This is a genomic window from Salinisphaera sp. SWV1 (genome assembly GCF_052044155.1).
Lineage (GTDB): Bacteria > Pseudomonadota > Gammaproteobacteria > Nevskiales > Salinisphaeraceae > Salinisphaera.
Genome location: NZ_JBQDYE010000023.1, coordinates 20,824 through 47,270 on the forward strand (window position 1 = coordinate 20,824; position 26,447 = coordinate 47,270).

19 protein-coding genes and 1 pseudogene are annotated in these 26,447 nt (G+C 64.8%); 18 read left to right on the forward strand and 2 right to left on the reverse strand.

Going from position 1 to position 26,447, the window contains the following annotated elements; genetic code table 11:
* Nucleotides 1–30: 30 nt before the first annotated feature.
* From ftsH to arcC, 11 genes are all read left to right on the forward strand, one after another.
* Nucleotides 31–1,893: an ATP-dependent zinc metalloprotease FtsH gene (gene ftsH / locus ACS8YF_RS12085; protein WP_440850455.1), complete on the forward strand. Its 1,863-nt coding sequence runs from the start codon at nt 31–33 to the stop codon at nt 1,891–1,893.
* A gap of 205 nt (nt 1,894–2,098) precedes the next feature.
* Entirely contained in the window at nt 2,099–3,505 is a 1,407-nt protein-coding gene (locus tag ACS8YF_RS12090) for an efflux transporter outer membrane subunit (RefSeq protein ID WP_440850456.1), read from the forward strand.
* A 14-nt stretch (nt 3,506–3,519) separates the two neighbouring features.
* Nucleotides 3,520–4,584 carry an HlyD family secretion protein gene (locus ACS8YF_RS12095; protein ID WP_440850457.1) on the forward strand — a complete coding sequence of 355 codons (1,065 nt, stop codon included), beginning with the start codon at nt 3,520–3,522 and terminating at the stop codon, nt 4,582–4,584.
* Complete coding sequence (gene rbbA / locus ACS8YF_RS12100) at nt 4,577–7,348, forward strand: ribosome-associated ATPase/putative transporter RbbA (protein WP_440850458.1); 2,772 nt, start codon at nt 4,577–4,579, stop codon at nt 7,346–7,348. Before ACS8YF_RS12095 ends, rbbA begins: the two co-directional genes overlap by 8 nt.
* Nucleotides 7,349–7,350: 2 nt before the next feature.
* Nucleotides 7,351–8,472: an ABC transporter permease gene (locus ACS8YF_RS12105; protein ID WP_440850459.1), complete on the forward strand. Its 1,122-nt coding sequence runs from the start codon at nt 7,351–7,353 to the stop codon at nt 8,470–8,472.
* Nucleotides 8,473–8,812: 340 nt separating this feature from the next.
* A complete protein-coding gene (locus tag ACS8YF_RS12110; RefSeq protein ID WP_440850460.1) occupies nt 8,813–11,089 on the forward strand; it encodes an Orn/Lys/Arg decarboxylase N-terminal domain-containing protein in 2,277 nt (758 codons plus the stop codon).
* A 153-nt stretch (nt 11,090–11,242) separates the two neighbouring features.
* On the forward strand, nt 11,243–12,709 hold the full coding sequence (locus tag ACS8YF_RS12115) for a basic amino acid/polyamine antiporter (protein WP_440850461.1): 1,467 nt from the start codon (nt 11,243–11,245) through the stop codon (nt 12,707–12,709).
* A 56-nt stretch (nt 12,710–12,765) separates the two neighbouring features.
* Nucleotides 12,766–15,126 (forward strand): Orn/Lys/Arg decarboxylase N-terminal domain-containing protein, encoded by a 2,361-nt coding sequence (locus tag ACS8YF_RS12120; protein WP_440850491.1) that lies wholly within the window; start codon nt 12,766–12,768, stop codon nt 15,124–15,126.
* Between the two features lie 92 nt (nt 15,127–15,218).
* Nucleotides 15,219–16,439, forward strand: a complete 1,221-nt coding sequence (arcA, locus tag ACS8YF_RS12125) for an arginine deiminase (protein ID WP_440850462.1) — start codon at nt 15,219–15,221, stop codon at nt 16,437–16,439.
* Nucleotides 16,440–16,465: 26 nt separating this feature from the next.
* Nucleotides 16,466–17,467, forward strand: a complete 1,002-nt coding sequence (gene argF / locus ACS8YF_RS12130; protein ID WP_440850463.1) for an ornithine carbamoyltransferase — start codon at nt 16,466–16,468, stop codon at nt 17,465–17,467.
* A 1-nt stretch (nt 17,468) separates the two neighbouring features.
* Nucleotides 17,469–18,419: a carbamate kinase gene (gene arcC / locus ACS8YF_RS12135; protein ID WP_440850464.1), complete on the forward strand. Its 951-nt coding sequence runs from the start codon at nt 17,469–17,471 to the stop codon at nt 18,417–18,419.
* Between the two features lie 44 nt (nt 18,420–18,463).
* Here the strand turns inward: arcC and ACS8YF_RS12140 are convergent, their stop codons facing one another.
* Nucleotides 18,464–19,231: a Crp/Fnr family transcriptional regulator gene (locus tag ACS8YF_RS12140; protein WP_440850465.1), complete on the reverse strand. Its 768-nt coding sequence runs from the start codon at nt 19,229–19,231 to the stop codon at nt 18,464–18,466.
* A gap of 405 nt (nt 19,232–19,636) precedes the next feature.
* Here ACS8YF_RS12140 and ACS8YF_RS12145 point away from each other — a divergent pair, with 405 nt between their 5' ends.
* The 3 genes from ACS8YF_RS12145 (at nt 19,637) to ACS8YF_RS12155 (ending at nt 21,927) form a co-directional block, all read left to right on the forward strand.
* Nucleotides 19,637–20,434: a universal stress protein gene (locus tag ACS8YF_RS12145; RefSeq protein ID WP_440850466.1), complete on the forward strand. Its 798-nt coding sequence runs from the start codon at nt 19,637–19,639 to the stop codon at nt 20,432–20,434.
* A 3-nt stretch (nt 20,435–20,437) separates the two neighbouring features.
* Complete coding sequence (locus tag ACS8YF_RS12150) at nt 20,438–21,190, forward strand: helix-turn-helix domain-containing protein (protein ID WP_440850467.1); 753 nt, start codon at nt 20,438–20,440, stop codon at nt 21,188–21,190.
* A gap of 221 nt (nt 21,191–21,411) precedes the next feature.
* Nucleotides 21,412–21,927, forward strand: coding sequence for a hypothetical protein (locus tag ACS8YF_RS12155; RefSeq protein WP_440850468.1), 516 nt, complete (start codon nt 21,412–21,414; stop codon nt 21,925–21,927).
* Nucleotides 21,928–21,951: 24 nt separating this feature from the next.
* Here ACS8YF_RS12155 and ACS8YF_RS12160 read toward each other — a convergent pair whose 3' ends face one another.
* A complete protein-coding gene (locus ACS8YF_RS12160; protein ID WP_440850469.1) occupies nt 21,952–22,830 on the reverse strand; it encodes a Crp/Fnr family transcriptional regulator in 879 nt (292 codons plus the stop codon).
* A gap of 267 nt (nt 22,831–23,097) precedes the next feature.
* On the opposite strand from ACS8YF_RS12160, the pseudogene ACS8YF_RS12165 reads away from it, so the two are divergent.
* The 4 genes and pseudogenes from ACS8YF_RS12165 to ACS8YF_RS12180 all read left to right on the forward strand — a co-directional run.
* Nucleotides 23,098–23,325 (forward strand): annotated as a pseudogene (locus ACS8YF_RS12165) (hypothetical protein); the annotation flags it as partial.
* Nucleotides 23,326–23,484: 159 nt separating this feature from the next.
* Nucleotides 23,485–25,005, forward strand: a complete 1,521-nt coding sequence (locus ACS8YF_RS12170) for an aldehyde dehydrogenase family protein (protein ID WP_440850470.1) — start codon at nt 23,485–23,487, stop codon at nt 25,003–25,005.
* Between the two features lie 106 nt (nt 25,006–25,111).
* Nucleotides 25,112–25,891 carry an acetoin reductase gene (locus ACS8YF_RS12175; RefSeq protein ID WP_440850471.1) on the forward strand — a complete coding sequence of 260 codons (780 nt, stop codon included), beginning with the start codon at nt 25,112–25,114 and terminating at the stop codon, nt 25,889–25,891.
* Nucleotides 25,892–25,958: 67 nt separating this feature from the next.
* On the forward strand, nt 25,959–26,369 hold the full coding sequence (locus tag ACS8YF_RS12180; protein WP_440850472.1) for a DUF779 domain-containing protein: 411 nt from the start codon (nt 25,959–25,961) through the stop codon (nt 26,367–26,369).
* Nucleotides 26,370–26,447 lie beyond the last annotated feature (78 nt).

Sequence of the window (26,447 nt, forward strand, 5' to 3'; positions counted from 1 at the left end):
AATCGATCCGATCACCGGGACTGACATTTCATGAATATAAACAAGAATCTCTACCCTTATATCTGGTCGGTGCTGATCCCCGTTCTGGTGCTGATCGCGATGGTGCAGTTTTCGACCGGCGGATCGCAGCCGGCCAAGCTGCCCTACAGCGCGTTCCAGCACGAACTCGCGCAAGGCCATATCAAGAGCGTGGTGGTCGGTCAGCAATCGCTCAGCGGCGAATTCAAGCAACCGCAGAACGGCAAGCGCCAGTTCACGACCCTGCGGGTGCCCGCGGACATCCGCGCTGAACTGGACAAGGCCGGGGTGAGCTATCGCGGTGCGCCCGATACGAGCTGGATCGGCGCGCTGTTGTCGTGGATTCTGCCGATGGGTTTGTTTCTGGCCGTCTGGGTCTTTCTCATGCGGCGGATGGGGGGCGGTAACGCCGGCGCCGGTGGTTTCATGCAGGTCGGCAAGAGCCGGGCCAAGATTTATGTCGAGACCGATACCAAGGTCGCGTTCGATGATGTCGCCGGCGTGGACGAGGCCAAGGAGGAACTGGTCGAACTGATCGATTTTCTCAAGGATCCCAAGCGCTACGGCACGCTCGGGGCGCATATTCCCAAGGGGGTGCTGCTGGTCGGCCCGCCCGGCACGGGCAAGACCCTGCTGGCGCGCGCCGTGGCCGGCGAGGCCGAGGTGCCGTTCTTCTCGATCAGCGGCTCCGAATTCGTCGAGATGTTCGTCGGTGTGGGCGCCGCACGCGTGCGCGATCTGTTCCAGCAGGCGCGGGCCAAGGCGCCGGCCATCATCTTCATCGATGAGCTGGACGCGCTGGGCCGTGCTCGTGGTGTGTTCAATCAGGGCGGTAACGACGAACGCGAACAGACGCTCAATCAACTGCTGGTCGAACTCGATGGTTTCGATCCGAGCGGGGGCCTGGTGCTGCTGGCGGCCACCAACCGGCCGGAGGTCCTCGATCCCGCGTTGTTGCGCGCCGGGCGTTTCGACCGCCAGGTTCTGGTGGATCGACCCGACAAGGCCGGGCGTATTCAAATCCTTCAGGTGCATGCGAAGAAAATTCGGCTCGCCGAGGATGTCGCGTTGGAGCAGGTGGCGGCCCTCACTACCGGTTTCACCGGCGCGGATCTGGCCAATCTGGTCAACGAAGCGGCACTGCTGGCCACTCGACGCCGCGCCGACGGCGTCACCATGGCCGATTTCAACAACGCCATCGAGCGCATTGTGGCGGGGCTCGAGAAGAAGAATCGCATCCTGAACGCGCGTGAGCGTGAAATCGTCGCCCACCACGAGATGGGCCACGCGCTGATGGCACGGCTGCTGCCCGGCGTGGACCCGGTGCACAAGGTCTCGATCATCCCGCGCGGGATCGGCGCGTTGGGCTACACCCTGCAGCGGCCCATCGAGGACCGCTTTCTCATGACGCGCGAGGAACTGGAGAACAAGATTGCCGTACTGCTTGGAGGGCGGGCGGCGGAAAAACTGATCTTCGAGCATCTGTCGACCGGCGCAGCCGACGATCTGTCCAAGGCGACCGATCTCGCGCGCAGCATGGTCGCGCGTTACGGCATGGACGAACAGCTCGGTTATGTGACCTACGACAACGAGCGGCCGAGCTATCTCGGTCCCGGCTATCCCGGCCAGGGCGAGCGACTGTTCAGCGAACACACCGCCGATGCCATCGACCGCGCCGTGCGCACGATCATTCATGATGTCTTCGAACGCGTTTATACCGCGCTGCAACACAATCGCATCGTACTCGAAAGAGGCGCGCAGGAACTGCTCGAACACGAGACGCTCGAAGCTGCTGATCTTGATCGTTTGACCGCCAAGCTAGTCGAAGATGGCGGCTCGTCGGTGAAACCGTTACGCCTCGGTGCATCGACATGAGAGCGAAGTGGGACGGGTACGCCGTTACGCTGGTTTTTTCGCGGAGCTGATCCGGCCTCTTCTGAGGCGCATACGCCCGATAAGTTGGCTGTTTGATTGCAATCAATACGGCCCCGGGCCCCGCGCCGGATAATCAGCGCATCGTGATCCGAGCGTATCGGTGTCGAAGTTGGCTTTTCCTGCATGGTATCGATGGGCGTCCGCGGTGGCTGTCGTCGCCGTCACGGGGTGCTCTCTTGCGCCGCGTTACACGCCGCCCGCCCTGCCGGTGCCGGCCACCTATGGCGACACCGTCCAGCGCCCGCCACATGAAGCCGAAGACGACATCGCGGCCATCGGCTGGCGCGTGTTCTTTCGCGACCCTCGTCTGCAGCGCCTGATCGAGGCGGCGCTGACACACAACAGCGATCTGCAAATAGCCGTACGACGCGTCGAGGAAGTGCGTGCGCAGTATCGGATCCAGCGTGCCGCGACGTGGCCGGGGCTCGAGGCCGGCGGCGCGGCCGCTCGCGGCAACCTGTCCGACAATTCGCCCTTGGTCGGTGGGAGCGATGTAAAGCAGTATCAGGCCACGATCGTGGTGCCGGTGTACGAGCTCGATTTCTGGGGTAGGGTGGCGAACCTGCGGCGCGCCGCACTGGATGAATATCTGGCGACTGATCAAGCGCGGCAGGCGTTTCGGATCAGCCTGGTGGCCCAGATCGCGAACGCCTATCTGCTGCAGCGCGAGCTGGATGAGCGGATCGTGCTGGCCGTGCAGACCCTTGCCAATCGTCGGGAGTCATTGCGCATCGCGCGGCGACGCTATGAGCTCGGGGCCACCTCGGAGCTGGAATTCCGCCAGGTCCAGACACTGGTGGGCAGCACGAGGGTGGATCTCGCGGCGCTGCGCCAGCAACGTGCGCAGAACCACAATCTCATGCAGCAGCTTGTGGGCCGCTGGCCCCAGGGTCTCCCCGCGGCTCGACGTCTGGCCGATCAGGCGATCGTCACCGGGCTCAAGCCCGGGCTGCCTTCCGATCTCCTGCTCGACCGCCCGGATCTGCGGGCCGATGAGGCACGGTTGCGCGCTGCGAACGCAAATATCGGCGCCGCGCGAGCGGCTTTTCTGCCTCAGATCACTCTGACGGGCAGTTACGGCAGCGCGAGCGCCGAACTCAGCGATCTGTTCGCGGCCGGTACCGGCAGTTGGCTGTTCGTACCGCGGCTGACGCTGCCGTTGTTCGACTACGGCAAGCGCCGGGCCAATCTGGACCTGGCGCATGCGCGCGAGAACACGGCGGTGGCGCAGTACGAGGCGGATGTGCAGCAGGCGCTTCGCGAAGTTCGCGACGGGCTGGCCGCCCGCCGTTGGCTGAGACTTCAGGTTGAAGCCTTGAAATATACGGTGGCCGCCCAGCAGGCGCGGGTGGAACTCGCCCGTCGCCAGTATGCCAACGGGGCGGTTGCGTTCATCGAGGTGCTCGATGCGCAGCGCGAGTTGTTCAACGAGCGGCAACGTCTGGTTCAGGTCCGCCGCATGGAACTTGCCAATGCCGTCGATCTTTACCAGGCGCTCGGGGGCGGCGGGCGCGATGACCGGCGGGCCGGAAAATCGAGGACGAGCACGTGACGACGAATCCCGCCATGAAGAGATATCTGCTGTTGGGGGGCGTGGTGGCCGTCTTCGTGGTGCTCGCGGCGTGGGCCTGGCTGCGCTGGCAACCGACGGGCCCGGGCCCGGGATTTGCCGTGAGTAACGGGCGGGTTGAAGCCGTCGACGTCGAGATCGCGACCCGATACGCCGGCCGGATTCACGATATCGAGGTGAATGAGGGGGACTTCGTCGAAGCCGGCCAGGTCGTGGCCCGCATGGATGTGGCTACATTGAAAGCCCAGCTGGCCCAGGCGAGGGCACGGGTTCTGCAGGCCCGCAGCAGTCGAACGTCGGCGTTCTCGAACGTAGCGCTGCGCCAGGCGGAATACGCCAATGCCGAGGCGATCGTGGCACAGCGTGCTGCGGAGCGCGACGCTTCGGCCAAGCGTCTGAGACGTTCCCGCGCCTTGCTGGCCGAGCGTGCCGGCTCGCAGCAACAACTCGAGGACAGCGAATCGGCCTACAAGCAGGCCAGAGCAACGCTGGCCGCTGCGCACGCTCAGGTCCGCGCCAGCAAGGCCGCGATACAGGCGGCGCAAGCTGCCATCAGCCAGGCGGAGGCATCGATTCAGGCGGCGATCGCGGCCACCCAGGAATTGCAGTCTGAACTCGAGGACAGCGTGCTGCGCGCGCCGCGTCCCGGGCGCATCCAATATCGGGTCGCGCAGCCGGGCGAAGTGCTGGCCAGCGGCGCCAGCGTACTCAGCATGGTGGATCTGAGCGACGTATACATGACGTTCTTCCTGCCCACGGCGCAGGCGGGCCGCGTGGCCCTCGGTGCCCAGGCGCGGATTGTGCTGGACGCCGCGCCCGGGTACGTCATCCCGGCCCGAATTTCATACGTGGCGGATGTCGCCCAATTCACGCCCAAGACCGTGGAAACGGCCGAGGAGCGCCAGAAACTGACCTTCCGGATCAAGGCCCGGATCGATCCGGCGCTGTTGCGCCGTCATCTCAAACAGGTCAAGACCGGGCTGCCGGGCATGGTCTATGTGCGTCTGGATGCCGATGCCGCATGGCCGGCGAATCTTCGAGTCAAGCTGCCGCATGGATGATGTCTTCACAAGCAATGCCGGGCCGCCGGGCGGTGGGGAGCCGGTCGCACGGCTGTCCGGTGTGCGCCTGCGTTACCGGCGGACCGAGGCACTGGTCGACGTCGATCTGAGCCTGCCGGCCGGCTGCATGATCGGGGTGATCGGTCCGGACGGCGTGGGCAAATCGAGCCTCCTGTCCTTGATCGCCGGCGCCCGCGCCGTCCAGAACGGGGCCGTGGAAGTGCTCGGCGGCGACATGGCCGATGCCGGCCACCGCCGACGCAGCTGCCCGCGGATTGCCTACATGCCGCAGGGGCTTGGGAAGAACCTCTACCCGACATTGTCGGTATTCGAGAACATCGATTTCTTCGCCCGGCTGTTCGGTCAGAGCGCTGGCGAACGGCGACAACGCATTGCGCAGTTGACGACCAGCACCGGACTGGCGGCTTTCGTCGATCGGCCGGCCGCGAAGCTCTCGGGCGGCATGAAGCAGAAGCTGGGACTGTGCTGTGCGCTCATCCACGACCCGGATCTGCTGATCCTCGACGAACCCACCACCGGTGTCGACCCGCTGTCGCGCCGTCAGTTCTGGGAGCTGATCGATCGGATTCGCGGCGAACGGCCGGGCATGAGTGTCGTGGTGGCGACTGCATACATGGCCGAGGCCAGCCGCTTCGACTGGATTGTGGCGATGGATGCCGGGCGGATACTGGCTTGCGATACTCCGGCCGGGCTGCTGGAACGTGCGCGGTCCGAGACCCTCGAGGCCGCTTTCATCGCCTTGTTGCCGCAGGACAGGCGGCGCGATCACCGGGCGATCGAGATCCCTCCGCTCGGTACGACGGCACGTGAAACAGCCATTGAGGCGCGCGAACTCAGCATGCGTTTCGGCGATTTCACCGCGGTCGACCGGGTCAGTTTTCGTATCGCTCGCGGGGAAATCTTCGGCTTCATCGGTTCCAACGGCTGTGGCAAGACCACGACCATGAAGATGCTGACCGGTCTGCTCTCGCCGAGCAACGGCCAGGCGTGGTTGTTCGGTCGCACCGTGGATGCCGGCGACATGGCAACCCGGCGCCGCGTCGGCTACATGTCGCAGGCGTTTTCGCTTTATACCGAGCTCACGGTGTACCAGAACCTGGTGCTGCACGCGCGGTTGTTCGGTATTCCCGCTTCGAAGCGTGCCGCGCGCGTGCAGACGATGATCGAGCGCTTCGGCCTGCCGCAGGCCGTTGACGCCTTGCCGGATGCGTTGCCGCTCGGCCACCGGCAACGGCTGTCGCTGGCGGTGGCGATGATCCACCAGCCGGAAATCCTGATCCTGGACGAGCCGACCTCCGGGGTCGATCCGATCGCTCGCGATGCGTTCTGGCGGATCCTGGCTGAATTGTCGCGCAGCGACGGCGTGACGATCTTCGTTTCCACCCATTTCATGAATGAAGCCGAGCGTTGCGACCGCGTTGCGTTGATGCACGCCGGCCGCGTGCTGGCAACGGATTCACCGGCCGCGCTCACGCATGATCGCGCTGCTGACACGCTCGAGGATGCCTTCATCGGCTATCTGCAAGACGCCGCGGGCCCGTGCACGGTGCCGGGCGACGAACTGGCGGCCGGGTCAAGTCTCGCGCCGGCCGGGGTCGCACCGGCCAGTCGACGGCGATTCGATCCGCGTCGCATGATCAGCTATGCGCGTCGAGAGGCGCTCGAGCTTCGGCGCGATCCCATCCGCTTGACGCTGGCGCTGGTCGGCAGCGTGATTCTGATGCTGGTGATCGGCTACGGCATCAACATGGATGTCGAGAATCTGAGTTTCGCGGTGCTGGACCATGATCAGACCACGCTCAGTCGCGACTACGCGGACAGTATCGCGGGCTCGCGTTATTTCACCGAAAAGCCGCCGATTACCGACTACGCAGATCTCGATCGACGCATGCGCAGTGGTGAGTTGAGCCTGGCGATCGAGATCCCGCCGCACTTCGCCCGCGATATCATGCGCGGTCGGCCGGTCGACGTGGGGGCCTGGATCGATGGCGCCATGCCGAGCCGGGCGGAGACGGTGCGCGGCTACGTCCAGGGCATGCATCAGCATTGGCTGGCGCACCTCGCCCGCCAGGCCGGGCGTGGCCGAGCCGCCGCCGGGCGGGTCGACATCCAGACGCGTTATCGCTACAACCCCGATGTCGAGAGCCTGACGGCAATGGTACCGGGCGTGATCCCGATGCTGTTGATGCTGATTCCCGCCATGCTTGCCGCGCTGAGCGTGGTGCGCGAAAAGGAATTGGGTTCGATCACGAATTTCTATGTCACGCCGACCACGCGCCTGGAGTTCGTGCTGGGCAAACAGCTGCCGTATGTCGTGCTGGCCATGCTCAACTTCGCGTTGCTGACGTTGCTTGCGGTCACGTTGTTCGGGGTACCGCTGAAGGGCAGCCTGGTCGCGTTGACGGCAGCGGCGCTGATCTACGTCACCAGTGCGACCGCGCTCGGTCTGTTGATCTCCACCTTCATGCGCAGCCAGATCGCGGCCATCTTCGGCACGGCCGTGCTGACCCTGCTGCCGGCGGTCAGTTTCTCCGGGATGATCAACCCGGTGTCCTCGCTGGAAGGCGCCGGCCGGGTGATCGGCGAGATCTATCCGACCGCCCATTTCGTCACCATCGCCCGCGGCACCTTCTCCAAGGGGCTGGGTTTCGCCGATCTGTACGGCTCGTTCTGGCCGCTGTTGCTCAGCGTGCCGGTCCTGCTGGCGCTGACGGTCGTGCTGCTCGGCAAACAGGCGCGTTGAACATGCGTACGGCGAATATATGGAACCTGGGGATCAAGGAGCTGCGAAGCCTCGCGCGCGACCGGATGATGCTGGTGCTGATCGTCTATGCCTTCACGTTCGCGATCTACAGCGCGGCGACTGCCATGCCCGAGTCGCTGCACAACGCGTCCATCGCCATCGTCGATGAGGACGGCTCAGCGCTGTCCTGGCGGATCGTGGACGCCTTTCAACCGCCGTACTTCCAGCGCCCGGCGCTGATCAGTCCGGGGCAGATGGACGCACGCATGAACGCCGGGCGCGACACCTTTGCGCTCGATATTCCGCCGCATTTCCAGCGCGATGTCATGGCAGGGCGGCGGCCGCAGATCCAACTCAATGTCGACGCCACCCAGGTTCGCCAGGCGTTCACAGGCAATGCTTACATTCAGAGCATTCTCAACGACGAAATCGCCGATTTCGTGCGCCGCCGGCAGAGTGAGCCCGTGTCGCCCATCGGTCTCGTGCTGCGTGCCCGCTTCAATCCGCAGCTCAGCGAGGCGTGGTTCGGGGCGGTCATGGAACTCATCAACAACATCACCATGCTTTCGATCGTCCTGACCGGGGCGGCACTCATTCGCGAACGTGAGCACGGCACGGTCGAGCATCTGCTGGTCATGCCGGTCACGCCGCTGGAGATCATGCTGAGCAAGGTATGGTCAATGGCGCTTGTGGTACTGGCTGCCGCCGCGTTGTCGTTGTTCTTCATCGTGCGCGGTCTGCTGGCCGTGCCGACCCACGGTTCGACGCTGCTGTTTCTGTGCGCCGTGGCTCTGCATCTGTTCGCCACGACGTCGATGGGCATCTTTCTGGGCACGCTCGCGCGCTCGATGCCTCAATTCGGCCTGTTGATCATTCTGATTCTGTTGCCGCTGCAGATCCTGTCCGGCGGCATGACACCGCGCGAAAGCATGCCGGCGGCCGTCGCCGACATAATGCTGGCCGCTCCCACGACGCACTTCGTCTCGCTGGCCCAGGCCGTGCTTTACCGTGGCGCCGGAATGGCCACGGTCTGGCCGCAACTGGCTGCGATCGTGGCCATCGGCACGGTGCTGTTCGCGGCATCGCTGGTTCGCTTTCGAAAGACCATCGCCACGATGGCCTGAGCTCGCGCCCGGCACCGTGTCGCCGCTATCCATTTGACCGAGATCAACAGCCGCTCGTCGCGCAAGGTCTAGGTTGTGGCATATCTTAGCCATCCGGGCCTCACGAAGGCCGGCTGCAGTGCAGGTCCGGGCTGCAGTCCCCAACGGCTTCGAGTATGGCGAAGCGATCGGCCCAACCGTTCGTCTTTCGTACGCACTCGCCGCTTCGGATCGGTCACGCCGTGTGTTGCGCCGGCCGCTTGTCGCGGATCGATGCAACGCGGTCGCGCCGCGAGCGGGTGGCCAACCCCAGAGTGCCGGAATAGATGCACCGATCCGGATCGAATACGAGTGGTTTGTCATGAGTTGGAGACAGCATTTCCCGATCCTGATCATTGATCCCGAGTGGCGGGAGACGGGAGCCGGCGGCCAGATGGTGCATGCCCTGAAAAGACGTCTGGAAGAGGGATTGCACACGGTGCTGCATGCGGCCAGTGCGGCCGACGGCGCCGCCCTGATCCAGGCGCATCCGGAAATAAGCACGGTCGTCATCAATGGCGACATTGACGGCGTGGCATCGAGCGGGCCGCTCGAAACGCTGATCGAGCGCGTGCGCGCACGCAATGCCGAGGTCCCGATCTTTCTGTGCACCGACAAGGTCGCGCTCAAGTCGATCAGCATCGAGGCGCTGCGTCATGTGCGCGGGTATTTCTGGAAGCTCGAGGATACGCCGGTCTTCATCGCCGGCCATATCGAGGAGGCGGCCAGCGAATATCTGGACCGGCTGTTGCCGCCGTTCTTTGCCGAGCTCGTGCGCTACGGCGAACAGTACAAGTACTCCTGGCACACGCCGGGCCACAGCGGCGGGGTGGCGTTTCTCAAGTCGCCGGTGGGCCGGGCGTTCTTCGAATATTTCGGCGAGAACGTGCTGCGTTCGGACCTGTCGGTATCCGTGCCGGAGCTGGGTTCGCTGCTGGAACACTCCGGCGTGGTCGGCGCTGCCGAACGCGAGGCGGCGGAGACCTTCGGCGCCGATCGCACCTATTTCGTCACCAACGGTACGTCGACCGCCAACAAGATCGTCTGGCATGCCAACGTCGCGCGCGGCGATGTGGTGCTGGTCGATCGCAACTGCCACAAGTCGATCCTGCACGCGATCGTCATGACCGGCGCGATACCGATCTATCTGCCGACCACTCGCAATGCCTACGGCATCATCGGCCCGATTCCGCGCGCGGAACTCACCGCCGAACGCATCGCCGAGCGTCTGGCGGCGCATCCGCTGGTACCGGCCGGCCAGGCACACGCCCGGCTGGCGGTGATCACCAATTCCACCTACGACGGGCTGTGCTACGACATCGACGCTCTACGCGAGACGTTGGCCGGGACCGTGGACGTGCTGCATTTCGACGAGGCCTGGTTCGCCTACGCCCGGTTTCATCCATTCTATGCCGGGCGCTTCGGCATGGCCGAAGGCGCCGCGCGCCCGGGCCAGCCGGCCACGTTCGCCACGCAATCCACGCACAAGCTGCTGGCCGCGTTCTCGCAGGCCTCGATGGTGCATGTACGCGAGACCGACGAACAGCCGCATGATGCCGAGCGCTTCAACGAAGCGTTCATGATGCATACGTCGACCTCGCCGCAGTACGGCATCATCGCGTCGCTGGACGTGGCCACCCGCATGATGCGCGGCCCGGGCGGTCAGGCGTTGATCGACGACACGCTCAACGAAGCCCTGGCGTTTCGCCAACGCTTCGCTCAAGTCGCCGCGGAACTGAGTAGCCAGGACTGGTGGTTTCAACTATGGCAATCGCCCGCGGCGATCGGCGAGCCGGGGCCGACGACGGCTGGCAACCCGGCGCAAACGCTGGCACCGGCGGACTGGTGGGTGCGTCACGGCGAGGACTGGCACGGCTTCGATGTGCTGGCCAGCGGCCATGTGATGCTGGATCCGATCAAGGTCACGATTCTCACCCCCGGCATCGGCGCAGACGGCGTGTCGGGCGGGTGGGGCATACCCGCGGCCGTGGTGGCACGGTTTCTCTGGAATCGCGGCCTGGTGGTCGAAAAGACCGGCCTGTACTCCTTCCTCGTGTTGTTTTCGATCGGGGTCACCCGCGGCAAGTGGGGCAGCCTGCTCGCCGAGCTGTTCGAGTTCAAGGCGCTGTTCGATACCAACGCGCCGGTCGCGCAGGTGTTTCCCGCGCTGTACGCCGAGCACGAAGCGGTCTACGCCGGGCTCGGGCTGCGCGATCTCTGTCAGCGCATGCACGCGTTGATTGCGCGCCGCAGCGCGCTGCGTCTGATGCAGGAGATCTACACCACCATCCCCGACGCGGCGATGACGCCGGCCGAGGCCTACGACGCACTCGTGCGCCGACGTGTGGACAACGTGCCGATCGATGCCCTCGAAGGGCGGATCGCCGCCGTCATGCTGGTGCCGTATCCCCCGGGCATCCCACTCATCATGCCGGGCGAGCGCTTTGGCAGGGCGGAGCGCGCGATCGAGACCTATCTGGAATTCTGTCGAGCAACCGAAGTGGAGTTTCCGGGCTTCGCCGGCGAAGTGCACGGCCTTTCGATCGCCGAGTCCGATGACGGCCCACGCTATAGCGTGCCGTGTATTTGCATCGATTGAGCGACTTTCCGCGTTGGAGTTGACGCCGGTCAATTCGGCGACCGGCAAAGCCCTCTATCTTTGTTTTCGAGCCCGGTCTTGTCATCGATGGCCCGGTTTGGTGGGGGTTAACAAATTTTCGAGGCCGAAAACGGCCACGCGGAGGTTGGACGCATGAGTGCGCTAGTCGAGGACAAGGTCGCCGTGGCGGAACAGCCGGCCGGCCGCAAGGTCGGCCTGATCAGCCTGGTCGGCATGGTGGTGGGCGCCATGATTGGTGGCGGGGTGTTCAACCTGCCGCAGAACATGGCGGTCGGGGCGTCGCTGATGGCGGTGGTCATCGCCTGGGTCGTGACCGGCGTCGGCATGTTCTTCCTTGCCAATACCTTCCGCACCCTGGCCGACAAGCGCCCGGACCTGGATGCCGGTATCTATACCTACGCGCGCGAAGGTTTCGGGCGCTTCGCCGGCTTTCAGATGGCCTGGGGCTACTGGCTCAGCGCGGCCTTCGGCAACGTGGCGTTCGCTGTGCTCGTCATGCAGACATTCGGCTACTACTTTCCGAACGTGGCCACTGGCTGGCCGGCGATCATCGGCGGCTCGCTGTTGATCTGGGCCATGCACTTCGTGGTGTTGTTGGGTGTCAAGCGCGCGGCGTTCCTCAACGCGATCGCGACAGCGACCAAGATCGTGCCGATCATCGCTTTTATCGTCATTCTGGCCGTATTCTTCAATAGTGCCCAGTTTTCCAGCGACATCTGGGGACGCCAGCTGCATCTCGGTAACCTGCTGACACAGGTCAAGAGCACGATGATGGTCACGCTCTGGGTATTCATCGGCATCGAGGGCGCGGTTGTCGTCTCCGGCCGTGCCCGGAACAAAGAGGAGGTCGGCCGGGCGACCTTTATCGGGCTCATCCTTTGTCTGCTTCTGTATTTCCTGGTGTCGGTGCTGCCGTTCGCGCTGTTGTCGCAGCCGGAACTGGCCGCTCTTAAGGGCCCCTCAACCGCGTATGTGCTCAAGCAGGCCGTGGGCAACTGGGGTGCCTTCGCCATGATTCTTTCCGTGCTGGTCTCGCTGCTGAGCTGCTGGCTGGCCTGGACCATCATGGTGGCCGAACTGCCGTTCGAGGGCGCCAAGGATGGCGTGTTCCCGGCGGCGCTGGGGCATGAGAACCGGCATCACTCGCCGGCGCCGTCGCTGTGGCTATCCTCGGCGGTGATGCAGGCCACGATGTTCGTGGTGCTGTTCGCGCATAACGCGTGGTTGTGGCTGGTGGCGATCACCGGCGTGATGGTGTTGCCGCCCTATCTGGCGAGCACCGCCTATCTGTGGCGCTATGCGCGTACGCCGGCTTTTGCCGAGGCCCATGGTCACGAACACCGGCGCCCGGCGCTGATCAGCGGCATCCTCGGCACGGTCTACGCCGTGTGGATGCTGTACGCGGCCGGCCCGCAATTCATTCTGTTGTCGACCATCATCTTCGCCCTCGGCATCCCGGTGTACTGGTACACCCGGCGCCACAACAGCCCGGATATGCCCGTGTTCAGTCGTCGTGAGAGCGCGGCCAGCATTGGCCTTGTGGGGGTGGCCGCGGTCGCGCTGGCGCTGATTGTCACCGGCACCGTCGGCATCGGCTGAGTATGGCCGCGCCCTCACTGATCCGCAATTCCATGTCTGCCATCAAGGCCACCCCGATGTCCTACGATCATCTGTTCCAGTTTCTGTTCTACGGTGCCGACGGCGGCCGGGACACAGCCGAACGACGCCACCTGCAAAGGATCGTGGACGCGATCCAGGAACTGGGTTATGAGGTAGCTCGGGCCGCCTCGGTGGAGGAGACGCGTTTTCTCATCCGCAGCAATGCCTCATTCGGCTGTCTCGTGCTGCAGTGGGACGAGCAGGGCGATACCGAACACACGGACGCCCTGGTGGCCTGGGTGCGCGAACGGGGGCTCGAATGCCCGATTTTTCTGCTGACAGAGCGCATGCAGTTGGCCGCGATTTCGGAGGCCACGCTCGATCGGGTGACCGGCTATATCTTCCTGTCCGAGGATTCGCCGGGGTTCATTGCCGAGAACCTGGCGCGCCACCTGCATGGCTATGCGGAATCGCTCAAGACGCCGTTCTTCGGCGCGATGGTCGATTACGCGGCACAGGGTAACCAGGTCTGGACCTGTCCGGGGCACAACGGCGGGGTGTTCTACAGCAAAAGCCCGATCGGGCGGGTGTTCGTCGAACATTTCGGCGAAGCGATCTTCCGTAACGACCTGGACAACTCGGTGGTCGAACTCGGCGATCTGCTCACCCACGAAGGCCCGGCGCTGGCAGCCCAGCGCGAGGCAGCGAAGATCTTCGGTGCCGACCGCACCTATTTCGTGCTCAACGGCACCTCGACGTCGAACAAGGTCGTACTCAGCGCCCTGGTCGGCCGCGACGACCTGGTGCTGTTCGATCGCAACAACCACAAGTCGGCCCATCACGGCGCGCTGGTGCTGGCCGGCGGCATTCCGGTCTATCTGCCGACCCAGCGCAACGGCTACGGCCTGATCGGGCCGATCGATCACGACGCACTGGATGAAAACCGCATCCGCGAGTCGATTCGCCGCAATCCGCTGGTCGCCGATGCCTCGATCGCCGATCGCGAGCGGCCGTTCCGTGTCGCCGTGATCGAACAATGCAGTTACGACGGCAGCATCTACAACGCGCAGATGATCCTGGAAAAACTGGGCCCGCTTTGCGACTACATTCTTTTCGACGAAGCCTGGGCCGGTTTCATGAAATTCCACCCGCTGTTTGCGGGTCATTTCGCGATGGGGCTGGAATCCCTGGGCGACAAGCAGCCCGGCATCATCGCCACGCAGTCGACCCACAAGCAGCTCGCCGGGTTCTCGCAGGCGTCGCAGATTCATGTGCGCGACGCGCATATCGCGGGCCAGAAACGCTGCATCGAGCATCGTCGCTTCAACGAGATGTACATGCTGCATGCCTCGACGTCGCCCTACTATCCCTTGTTCGCCTCGCTGGATGTGGGCGCGCAGATGATGAAGGGGCGTTCCGGTCAGGTGCTCTGGGACGAGACCATTCGTCTGGGCATCGAGCTGCGCAAGAAGATTCGCCAGCTCAAGCACCATTACGAGACAACCGAATCCGATCGGGCGAAGCGCTGGTTCTTCGATCCCTTCGTGCCGGATCGGCTGTGGTTGTCACAGTCGGGCCCCTGGGAAGCCATCGACGAGGAGGTCGCCTGGGCGGACATCGAGACCGATCGGCTGGCCAGCGACCCGGCCTGCTGGGCGCTCGCCCCCGGGGCGGACTGGCACGGCTTCGGCCATCTCGTGCCGGGCTATGCGATGACCGATCCGAACAAGCTTACCTTGCTCACGCCGGGGCTGAATCCGGCCACCGGCGCCTACGCCGAGCACGGTATTGCCGCCCCGGTGGTGGCGCAGTATCTGCGCGAGCAGGGCATCGTGCCCGAGAAGAACGATCTCAACAGCCTGTTGTTCCTGCTGACGCCGGGCCTGGAGGCGAGCAAGGCCGGTACGTTGTTGAGTGCCCTGGTTGCCTTCAAACGGCTGCATGATGCCAATGCGCCGCTGGACGCGGTGATTCCGGCATTCGTGGCGGCGCACGGCGCGCGCTACGCCGGTCTCGGCCTGCGCGATTTGTGCGCCGAGATGCATGCCTTCTATCGCGATGCCGACACCGCCAGCCTGCAACGTGAACAGTTCCGTGTCGCCCATTTTCCCGAGATCGCGCTCACGCCCAAGCAGGCGACCGACCGCCTGATTGCAAACGACGTGGATTTTCTGCCGATCGACGAGATCGAGGGCCGTATCGCGGCCACGCTCGCGCTGGTCTATCCGCCGGGCATCGGCGTCATCGTGCCCGGCGAGCGCTATGACGAAGCGGCCCGCCCGATGCTCGATTATTTCCGTGTGTTCGAGGCCGCGGCCAATCGCTTCGCCGGTTTTGCCAACGAAATCCAGGGCCTGTACGCGGTCGCCGAAGGCGATGGTCGCACGCGGCTGTACACCTATGTGGTGCACGAATGAGCCGCGTCGGCGTCGGCGGGCGCCGTCTACCCGGCATCGATGCGGCGGGCCGCCGCGCGCGTCGACGTTTGTCCGTTCCGAGGAGTTAGATCATGAGCCAGCTGGGCACCCATTCCGAAGTCGGCACGCTGCGGCGCGTGCTGGTCCATCGTCCCGATCTGAGTTTGCGCCGGCTGACGCCGGGCAACCGCGAAGCCCTGTTGTTCGACGATGTGCTCTGGGTCAAGCGCGCCCGCGAGGAGCACGATGTGTTCGTGGATTCGCTGCGCGAGCGCGACGTCGAAGTGCTGTATCTCCAGCACCTGCTCACCGAGACCCTCGAGGATGCCGAGGCGCGGCATTGGTTGCTCGAGCGCGCGATTACGCCCGGCAATATCGGTGTCGCGCTGTGCGCCGAAGTGCGGGCCTATCTCGCCGAGCTGCCGGCCCGGGAACTGACTGACCTGCTCATCGGCGGCCTTGCCCGCGCCGAGAGCCCGTTCCACGGTACGGGCCTGACGACCGAAGTCATGGATGGCCACGACTTCATCCTGCCGCCACTGCCGAATCATCTGTTTACGCGCGATACCTCATGCTGGATCTACGGCGGCGTCTCGGTGAACCCGATGGCCAAGCCGGCGCGGCGCCGCGAAACACTCAATTACCAGGCGATCTATCGCTTCCACCCACTGTTCCGCGATCAGCCGTTTGCGTTCTGGTTCGGTGACGAGGCACGCAGCTACGACGGCCAGACCATCGAGGGCGGCGACGTCATGCCCATCGGCCAGGGCACCGTGCTTGTCGGCATGGGCGAGCGCACGACGCCACAGGCGGTCGAAGCGCTGGCGCTGAATCTGTTCGCCGGCGGCGGGGCCGAGCGCGTGATCGCCGCCGCGTTCCCCAAGGCGCGTGCGGCCATGCACCTGGATACGGTATTCACATTGCTCGACCGCGATGCGGCGACGATGTTTCCCGCCGCCGTCGAATCGTTCCGGACCTGGAGCCTTCGCCCCGGCGAGCGCGAAGGCACGCTCGATCTGCGCCCCGAGACCAGCTTCCTCGACGCGGTGACGGATGCGCTCGGGGTCAGGACGCTGCGCGTGATCGCCACCGGCGGCGACGAATACGAAGCCGAACGCGAGCAATGGGACGACGGCAACAACGTACTGGCGATCGCGCCCGGCGTGGTTGTCGCCTACGACCGCAATGTCTACAGCAATACCCAGCTGCGCAAGGCCGGCGTCGAGGTGATCACCATCCCCGGCTTCGAGTTGTCGCGCGGACGTGGCGGGGCGCACTGCATGAGCTGCCCGCTCGAGCGCGATCCCGTCTAGTTCGCCTGTTCCCAAGGAATCCGATTATGCCTTTCAATCTCTGCAACCGCAGTTTTCTCACCCTCAAGGATTTCAGTCCGGCGGAGATCGGCTATCTGCTCGATCTGTCGCGCGAGTTGAAGGCGGCCAAGGCCGCCGGCACCGAGCAGCCGCGGCTGCTCGGTCGCAATATCGCGCTGTTGTTCGAAAAGGACAGCACCCGTACGCGCTGCGCTTTCGAGGTCGCGGCCCACGACCAGGGCGCGCATGTGACCTATCTCGGCCCGAGCGGGTCGCATATGGGAGTCAAGGAAAGCATCAAGGACACCGCGCGGGTGCTCGGGCGCATGTTCGATGCCATCGAGTATCGCGGTTTCGGCCAGAACATCGTCGAAGAGCTGGCAGCGTATGCCGGCGTACCGGTCTGGAACGGGCTGACGGCCGACTTCCATCCGACCCAGGTGCTCGCCGATTTCCTGACCATGCGCGAGCACAGCGACAAGCCGCTCAAGGACATCACTTTCTGCTTCGTCGGCGACGGCCACAACAACGTCGCCATATCGCTCATGGTGGGCGCCGCCAAGCTCGGCATGGGGTGTCATATCGCGGCACCGGCCGCGCGCCAGCCGGCTGCCGAGCACCTGGCATACTGCCGCGAGCTCGCTGAGCACACCGGCGCGCGTATTCGGGTCAGCGATGACGTGAGCGAGGCGGTGGCCGGCGTGGATTTTCTCTACACCGATGTATGGGTTTCGATGGGCGAGCCGGAACAGGCCTGGGCCGCGCGGATCGACTTGCTGCAGCCGTACCAGATCAATCGGCGCATGCTCGATCTGACCGGCAACCCGGGCGTAGGCGTCATGCACTGCCTGCCGGCGTTCCACAACCGCGAGACCACCTACGGCGAGAAGATATTTCAGACCCACGGTCTCGAGGCGATGGAGGTCACCGACGAGGTCTTCGAATCCGGGCACTCCATCGTATTCGATCAGGCCGAGAACCGGCTGCATACCATCAAGGCGATCATGGTCGCCACGCTGGGGCGCTGAGATGCGGGTCGTGGCCGCACTCGGCGGGAATGCGCTACTGCGGCGCGGACAGCCCCTGAGTGCCGAAAATCAACGCGAGAATGCCCGGGTGGCGGCCGAAGCGCTGCTGCCCATCGTGGCCGCCGGTCACGAACTGGTGATCGCGCATGGCAACGGGCCCCAGGTCGGACTGTTGGCGTTGCAAAACGACGCCTACAAGGCGGACGAGGCGTATCCGCTCGATGTCCTGGGGGCCGAGTCCGAGGGCATGATCGGCTATCTGCTGGAGCAGGAACTGGCCAACGTACTGCCGCTGAATCGTCGCGTGGTGACGTTGCTGACCCAGGTGGAGGTGGATCGGCATGACGCGGCGTTCGCAACGCCCTCCAAGCCGATTGGTCCGGTGTATAGCCGCCACGAGGCCGACGCCCTGTCCGTCCGACATGGCTGGAACATTGCCGCCGATGGGGCGTCGTATCGCCGGGTGGTGCCGTCGCCGGCGCCGCGGCGCATTCTGGAGCTGGACGCAATCGGCCTGTTGCTCAGGCATCGCATGATCCCGATCTGCGCCGGCGGCGGGGGGATTCCGGTGGTGCGACGTGAGGATGACCGCTATGCCGGCGTCGAGGCGGTCATCGACAAGGATGCGACCAGCGCCCTGCTGGCCCGCCAGCTTAAAGCGGACGCGTTATTGATGCTCACGGATGTCGATGCGGTACAGACCGATTTCGGTACCCCGCAGGCCCGCCGTCTGCGCCGTGTCGGCGCCGACGCGCTGGACGATATTACGTTTGCCGGTGGTTCCATGGCGCCGAAGATCGCCGCAGCCCAGGCGTTTGTTCGCGAGACCGGCGGCTTCGCGGCGATCGGGCGCCTCAACGATGCGGAACTGTTGCTTGTGGGCCGTGCCGGTACGCGGATCGAGGCCAGTCCCGGCGGGGAGCGCTCCTATTACTGGCACAAGAACAACTGAAAAACCCCGGCATCGGCTGGCGCCGGGGCGCATGGCCATCGTGATCACGGTGTTTCCATCTCGTGTTTGATACGGCGCAGCCGGTCGATATCGCTCAGATGTATGATCCGGCCGCTTTTTTGAATAAGCCCTTGTTGTTCGAGTTGCGAGAGTGTGCGCGAAAGGGATTCATGACGCATGCCGAGATGGCTGGCGATATCGAGGTAGGTCATGGGCAGCCGCAGATCAACGGCCGATTGCCCGCGGGCGCTGAATATCGCGCTCAGGTCGAGCAGAAACGCAATGACTCTTCGCGCGCCGCCGTTCAGGGCAAGCGTGAGATGCGCCTCGTATTCACGCCGCAGGGACCGGCTCATCAAATGCATCAACTGGCGCTGAAGGACATTGTCGATCGCATGCAGCGGGATGTGACACAGCCATGAGTCTTCCAGGGCGGAAAGACTTCGCGACCAGCGCGTTTGATAGGCCTCGGCCAGGCCGATGATCGTCCCCGGGAACCGAAAGGCCATCACGCGCTCGGTACCATCGGCGGCGTCGAAAAAAGCCTTCATGGCGCCGGCGCGCAGGGCATACAGGGTATCGATCGGGTCCCCCTGGCGCACCAGTATCTGGCCGGCGCGCAGTGGGTGCTGTGGGCGCCCGACTGTCTGTTCAAAGCGGGTCAGGTGCTGGTCCTCGAGCTCGGCCGGCAGGCAGCCCGACTTGAACACGCATGCATGGCAATTGCCGTTTCGACGCGTTCGCGCCGAGGGCCGGTCGATCCGGCCCGCGCGGGGCGGGCGGCATGTCGGGTCCCGGGTCGACGCTTTCATGCTTGGAATCGAAGTGGTCGGACGAGGACCCCATGCTAGCCACGCCCACATCGTGTTTTATGACTTATGTCATGAATACCACACGGCGATCATGCGATCCGGCGTACACGGCCTGGGGCGGCGGGTGTCCGGTGCCGATCATGGGGCGGTTGCCCGTTCGGCGCGGCCCACGTCGTTGACCGGAGTCAACGTCCTGATGTGGCGACTCATTCAGTCTGGTTGCGGCGGCGTTACAGTGCATGCGTGGAAGGCCGCGGCGCCGGCGACGCGGCGGGCCATCGCGGCCGGTCAGGCATGCACGCCGGGCGGGGCCTGTTTAATCTTGACCCCGGCGGGCCGGCATATGATGCCTGCGGATGAATGCGGGGCCCGTGACGCGGCCCCGGGATCGAGGGCGGGACGATGATGAATTACACCCATATTCTGCTGGACGTGAGCAGTCGCCGCGAACGAGCGGCCGTATGTGAATACGCGCTGCTGCTGGCACGTGAGCATCGCGCCCAGGTTACGGCCGTGCATCTCGGCGCGGCCGATGCCGACAATCCGAGTCGTGCCTCGGCCCAGGGCGCTGCGGCGATGGATGAATTCGACGCGCTGGCGCAGCAATATCCGGATGTGGCCTGGCGCCGGTTTTCCGCAACCGGGTCGTGGGTCGATACCATCGCGCAGGAGGGGCTTTACTCGGATCTCATCATGACCCGGCAGTTCGATCCGAACGATGGCTCGCGGTACGCCGGCTACGACGCGCCGGTGCACATCGCGCTGCTGTCCGGGCGTCCCGTGCTGGTTGTCCCGCGTGCGGATCGGTTTTCCAGCGTGGGCAGCCGTGTGGTGCTGGCATGGAATGCATCGCCCGAGTCGGCGCGCATGGTCAGTGCGGCATTGCCCCTGCTGATGCATGCCCGAGCTGTCGATATCGTCATCGTGACCGAGACAACGCGCCCGCCCGGGACCGTCGCCCCCGTGACCGGCGATGACATCGCATCGTATCTCGCGCGCCATCGGGTCGAGGCCTCGATCACGACGGTCGCGGCGGGTGCGTTGGAAGTCAGTGAAGTGCTGCTTTCCGTGGTCGCGGACAAGGGCGGGGATCTGCTCTGCATGGGGGCATACGGACACGCCAGGCTGCGCAAACTGGTGGTCGGCGCCACGAGCCGGGCGCTGATGCGCAACATGATGGTGCCCACGCTAGTGGCGTGTTGAGGCATGACCGAGCATGCATCCGACCCGGGTTTGCGCGTCGCCGACTTGCTGCATTACAGCCGCAACGCCAGCATCCACGAGCTCTGCCTGCCGCATTCGCTGTCCCCGCTTGCGCTGGCTCAGCTGGGCGACGAAGTGTGGCGCGAGCGTCAATTGGTCCGCGGCGAAACGCTGTTCCGCCAGGGCCACGGCATGCACGCCTTGTACTGCGTCACGTACGGGCTGCTCAAAACCGTCATTGTCGATAATGAAGGGCGCGAACAGATCACCGGATTTCATTTTCCCACCGAGCTGGCGGGGCTGGATGCGCTGCCCCGACGTGAACACGTCTGTATGGCCAGCGCGGTGACCGCCAGCCGGGTCCGCGTCCTCCCGCTGCACCGCCTGCAGGAAGCGATGCACCAGGCGCCGGCCTTGCGCGACGCGTTCGTGGACCTGGTCGGTCGTGCCCTGGCACAACACGAGCAGCTCTTGCTGGTGGTCAACCAGCGACGCTCGATAGAACGCCTCGCCATCCTGTTGCTGAGTTTCAGCTGTCGGCTGGGCCGCAATGGGCGCGCCGCGACCGTGCTGCGGCTGCCCATGTCGCGTGCCGAGATTGCCAACTATCTGGGTTTGACCCAGGAAACCGTATCCCGCGCCTTTCGCCGTTTGCAGACGGCGGGAATGCTCACCGTGCGAGGCAAAAACGTGACCCTCACGGATCCGGCACGCCTGACCCGATGCGCCACCGAGGACTGGTCCGAGACGTACTGAGCGGCGCCGCCGGCGCAGCGTCTTGCGCGACCGTTGGCTCCGGGCGCGTATGCTTGCGGTCGGGGCCGCGCCGTTGCCGGGGTGCCGGATGTGCCGGTGATCTGCGACCGTTTATCCAGTGTCGACAGTGCGGGCGTAGACAGCCGATTATTGAGCGAAGTCAAGGGGATCGGCGTCCCGGAGCGCAAAGATAATCGAATGTTCCATGATAAAATCAATCGATGACGACTTTTTCAGTTCTGGCGATGCTCGGCAACCACTACTGCGTATCGCTGCTCAAGGAGATGCAGACGGCGATCGAAGCGTCGGAATGGGCGCGCGCAGGCGAGCGCCTCCGGATATTCAGCGCCCGGGCGGATGCCTACTTGTCTGCTGAAACGGCGTTGCTCGAGCCGCAGCCCTGCACGGCGTCACCCGTCCATCGGCATCGGTGGCTGCGTCTGCGGCGCCAGGAACAGCTCATCCTGCAGCGTCGGCAGCGTCTGCGGGCGCATGTGTCGGCGCGGCGGACCGAGCCGTCGTGCCGGGAACTCACCGCGCTGATCAGGCTGTTCGCGGCGCATGGCCGCACCGGGCATAGTCTGCTGGAGGCGCTGCCGCAGAGCGAGGCCCTGCTGCAGGCATTCGCCGAGCGGCTGCAGGGGCGCGACCCGGAAGGCGACAACCAGGCGCAGCCGCCATCGGTGAATGCCTTCGATGGCTACCGGCTGCAGGAACGGCCGAACGACGACTCCTGAGCCCGTCCGTCGCCTGCGCCCGTCTCAGATGATGGCACGTCGCCGGGTATCGGTTCGGCCCGGGTCGGCCGCGGGGGACCCGTCATCCGATTTTGGCCTTGTGATGAATCGGTCGGCGGCGGGCACGACGGCGTCGTCGTTCTTGAGGCGGTTCAATCCGGGCAGATCGTCGATATGAATCTCCTTGCCGCTTTTCCGGATCAGGCCCTGTTTCTGTAGTTGGGAAAGCGTGCGCGAGAGCGACTCATGCCGCATGCCCAGATAGCTGGCGGCATCGAGGTAAGTCATGGGCAGGCGCAGATGTCCCGGGGACTGGCCCAGCGCCTTGAATATGCCGCTCAGCTCCAGCAGGAACGACACGACTCTTCGGCTGCCGCTGGTCAGCGCCAGGGTGAGATGCGACTCGTACTCACGCCGCAGACAGTCGCTCATCAGCCGAATCAACTGGCGCTGCAGCGAATCGTATATCGCGTTCAAGGGGATGCGGCACAGCCAGCTGTCCTCGAGGGCCGCAAAGCTGCGCGCCCATTGCTTCTGGTACGGTTCGGCAAGGCCGATGATCGCGCCGGGGAACCGGAAGGCCATCACCCGCTCGGTGCCGTCGGCCTCATCGATATAGGCCTTCAGGGAGCCGACCCGCAAGGCATAGAGCGAATCGATTGCATCGCCCTGATGAACGAGGGTCTGGCCCGCTTTCACCGGGCGCGAGTAACGCCAGATCTGATGCTCGAAGGTACTGAGGCTGTCACCGTCGAGATCGGCGGGCAGGCAGTGCGGTTTGAAGATGCAGGCCACACACTTGCCGTGCCCGGCCGTGGTTGGCCCCGCCGGTCGCGGCCAGGGGCGGCTCGGCGCGGTCGTGGTGGGGCGACCGGACACCGTGGCCATTCGGGGAATCGACATCTGACTTCTCCTGGGCCTGAGCCCTGCGAGACGATGAATATGTGTCGAATGTAGGCGTTCTGGGAAATGGACTTGTGATCTGGATCAATACTTTTCCGCACCGAAACTTCGATACTATCCCAATCCATGATTTTTTATCGTCGGCGCCGCACGCAATCGATGACGGCGTATCGGGGCGCCCGGCCCGGCGCTTGATCCCGGCGGGGTGCGGGCGCCACAACACCGCGTTCAGAAACGGCTGATGGCACTTTACGGCGCCTCGCACGGGCCAAGGGCACCGTGTCGGTGCTGGCGGGCCAGGCCGATGTTCGGGTCGTGCCGGATCTCGAAGCCCGCAACATGCGGGCCAGGCAGATCGAGTATCGTGCCGGTACGCATCTGGCGGCTGTGGTCGGCGCCCGGGTGCCGGTCGTGATTGCCAGTCGCGCCGACAGCGCGCTGGCGCCGCGCGGTCTTTTAGCGGCAGTGGCAACTGGCCCGGCCGGCGTCGAATAACCCACCCGTCGCGCCCGGGCGCAGCGCCGGGTCTTGCTGCTGTGATCAGGATCAAAGACGGCGCGCGGCAGCGGCCTAGACTCCTTGGCATGGTGGCGCGCCGCGCGCGCCACACGCGTTACCACCGGCCCAGGCGGCCTTACATGCAGGAGTGGACCCATGCCGAACCCGACGCAATCCGCAAGACTGGATGAAAGCATTCTGCGATCACGCTATGACAACTTCATCGGCGGCGAATGGCGCGCGCCGGCGAACGGGCGCTACTTCAGCGATGCCAGCCCGATCGATGGCAGTGCGCTGTGCGAAATCGCGCGTTCCGATGCCGAGGACGTCGAGCATGCGCTGGATGCGGCGCATGTCGCCAAGGCCGGGTGGGCCCGGAAATCGCCGAGCCAGCGCGCGGCGATACTCAACCGCATCGCCGATCGCATCACCGACAACCTCGAGCTGCTGGCCCGGGTGGAAACCCGCGACAACGGCAAGCCGATCCGCGAGACGCTGAACGCCGACATTCCGCTGGCGGCCGATCATTTTCGTTACTTCGCGAGCTGCATCCGCGCCGAGGAGGGCAGCATCGGCGAGATCGACCACGACACGATTGCCTATCACTTCAAGGAACCGATGGGCGTCGTCGGCCAGATCATCCCCTGGAACTTCCCGCTCCTGATGGCGGCCTGGAAGATGGCGCCGGCGCTGGCGGCGGGCAACTGTGTGGTGATCAAGCCGGCCTCGGATACGCCGATGAGCCTGGCCGTGCTCATGGACCTGATCGGCGATCTGTTGCCCGACGGCGTGCTGAATGTCGTGTTCGGCCATGGCTCGGAAGTCGGCGGCCCGCTGGCACGCAGCCCGCGCATCGCCAAGATCGCGTTCACCGGCGAGACCACGACTGGGCGCCAGATCATGCAGTACGCCGCGGAGACCATCATTCCGCAGACCATGGAACTGGGCGGCAAGTCGCCGAACATCTTTTTTGCCGATGTCATGGACGCCGACGACGACTTCTTCGACAAGGCGCTGGAAGGCTTTGCGTTGTTCGCCTTCAACAAGGGCGAGGTCTGCACCTGCCCGTCCCGGGCACTGGTGCAGGAATCGATCTTCGACGCGTTCATGGAGCGGGCGGTGGCCCGCGTGGCCGCCATCAAGGTCGGCGATCCGCTGGATCCCGAAACCCAGATGGGGCCGCAGTGTTCGGCCGGCCAGCTCGAAAAGATTCTCAATTACATCGACGTCGGCAAGCAGGAAGGCGCGGACTGTCGCACCGGCGGTCAACGCGCCGAGGTGGCCGAGGCGCTCGCCAACGGCTACTACGTCGAGCCGACCGTCTTCGTCGGCCAGAACAGGATGCGCATCTTCCAGGAAGAGATCTTCGGCCCGGTGCTGTCGGTGACGACGTTCAAGGACAGGGACGACGCCATCCGAATCGGCAACGACACGCTCTATGGGCTGGGCGCCGGCGTGTGGTCGCGCAACGTCAATCATACCTATCGCGTCGGCCGCGCCATTCAGGCCGGCCGCGTGTGGACCAACTGCTACCACGTCTATCCCGCCCATGCCGCCTTCGGTGGCTACAAGCAATCCGGCTTCGGGCGCGAGACCCACAAGATGATTCTCGATCATTATCAGCAGACCAAGAACCTGCTGGTCAGCTACAGCACGAAAGCGATGGGTTTGTTCTGAACGGATCGATACGGGTGGCGCGCCGGCGGTGGATGTGAACCGGGGCGTCATCACGACCGGGTCGGCACCGGTTCTGCGTCGACTGTTAGCGAAAAAGGAGTGAACGATGACGATTGAAGACAAGGTCGCGCTGGTCACGGGCGGTGCGCAGGGCATCGGTCTGGGCATCGCCCGGCGGCTGGCCAGCGACGGGGCGGATATCGCCCTGGTCGATGTCAAGGGCGACAAGCTCGCGGCCGCGGCGCGCGAGATCGAGGCGCTCGGCCGGCGGGTGACCACGTTCGTTGCCGACGTTTCGGACCGCGATCAGGTCCATGCGGCGGTCGATCATGCCGAGCACGAGCTCGGCGGATTCGATGTGATGGTCAATAATGCCGGCATCGCCCAGGTGAACCCGATCCTGGATGTCACGCCGGAAGAGGTCGACCGTATCATCCGGGTCAATATCGAGGGTGTGCTGTGGGGCATCCAGGCGGCGGCGAAGAAATTCCGGGCGCGCAACCAGAAGGGCAAGATCATCAATGCGTCCTCGATTGCCGGCCACGAGGGTTTCGCCATGCTTGGCGTCTATTCGGCCACCAAATTCGCGGTACGGGCGTTGACCCAGGCCGCGGCACGCGAACTCGCCGCCTCGGGCATCAACGTTAATGCCTACTGCCCGGGCGTGGTCGGCACCGACATGTGGGACGAGATCGATGCGCGGTTCGCCTCGCTCACGGGCGCAGCCAAGGGCGAAACCTACGACAAATACGTGGGCGGCATTGCGCTCGGCCGAGCGGAGACGCCCGACGACGTGGCTGCACTGGTGTCCTATCTCGCCGGCCCGGATTCCGACTACATGACCGGTCAGGCCGTGCTCATCGACGGTGGCATGGTCTATCGCTGAGCCCGAACGCCCCGGCGCCAGCGTCGGGGTGCACCGGTGATGGTCGCGGGGTCGAGGGAGGTGTCGTATGCCGGATCGACTGCAATTCACGCCGCGGGCGGCGGCGCTCGTGCGCCGGCTGGCGGCCGTCCACGGACCGTTGATCTTTCATCTATCCGGCGGCTGCTGCGAGGGCAGCGCGCCGATGTGTTTGCGCCAGGCCGATTTCCGCGCGGGCAGCCGGGATGTGCTGCTGGGCGAGATCGAAGGCTGTCCCTTCTACGTCGGCCCGGCGCAGTTCGAGTATTGGGCGTCATGCGAACTCACGATCGATGTCACGACCGCGGGCGGCGACAGCTTTTCCCTGGAAGCGGCCGATGGCGTGCGTTTCATCGTGCGCTCGCGCCTGTTCACCGACGCCGAGATTGCGGCCCTTGCGGCGGCCGGCCCGCCCGCGCGCGGGCCGCAAGTCGATCCCGGCCACGGCGCAACGGAATAGCCCACCGCCTGCGGTAGAACGTGGTCGCTGACGCGCCGCCGGCGACCGATCGGACGGCATGACTTGACCGAAATCAAG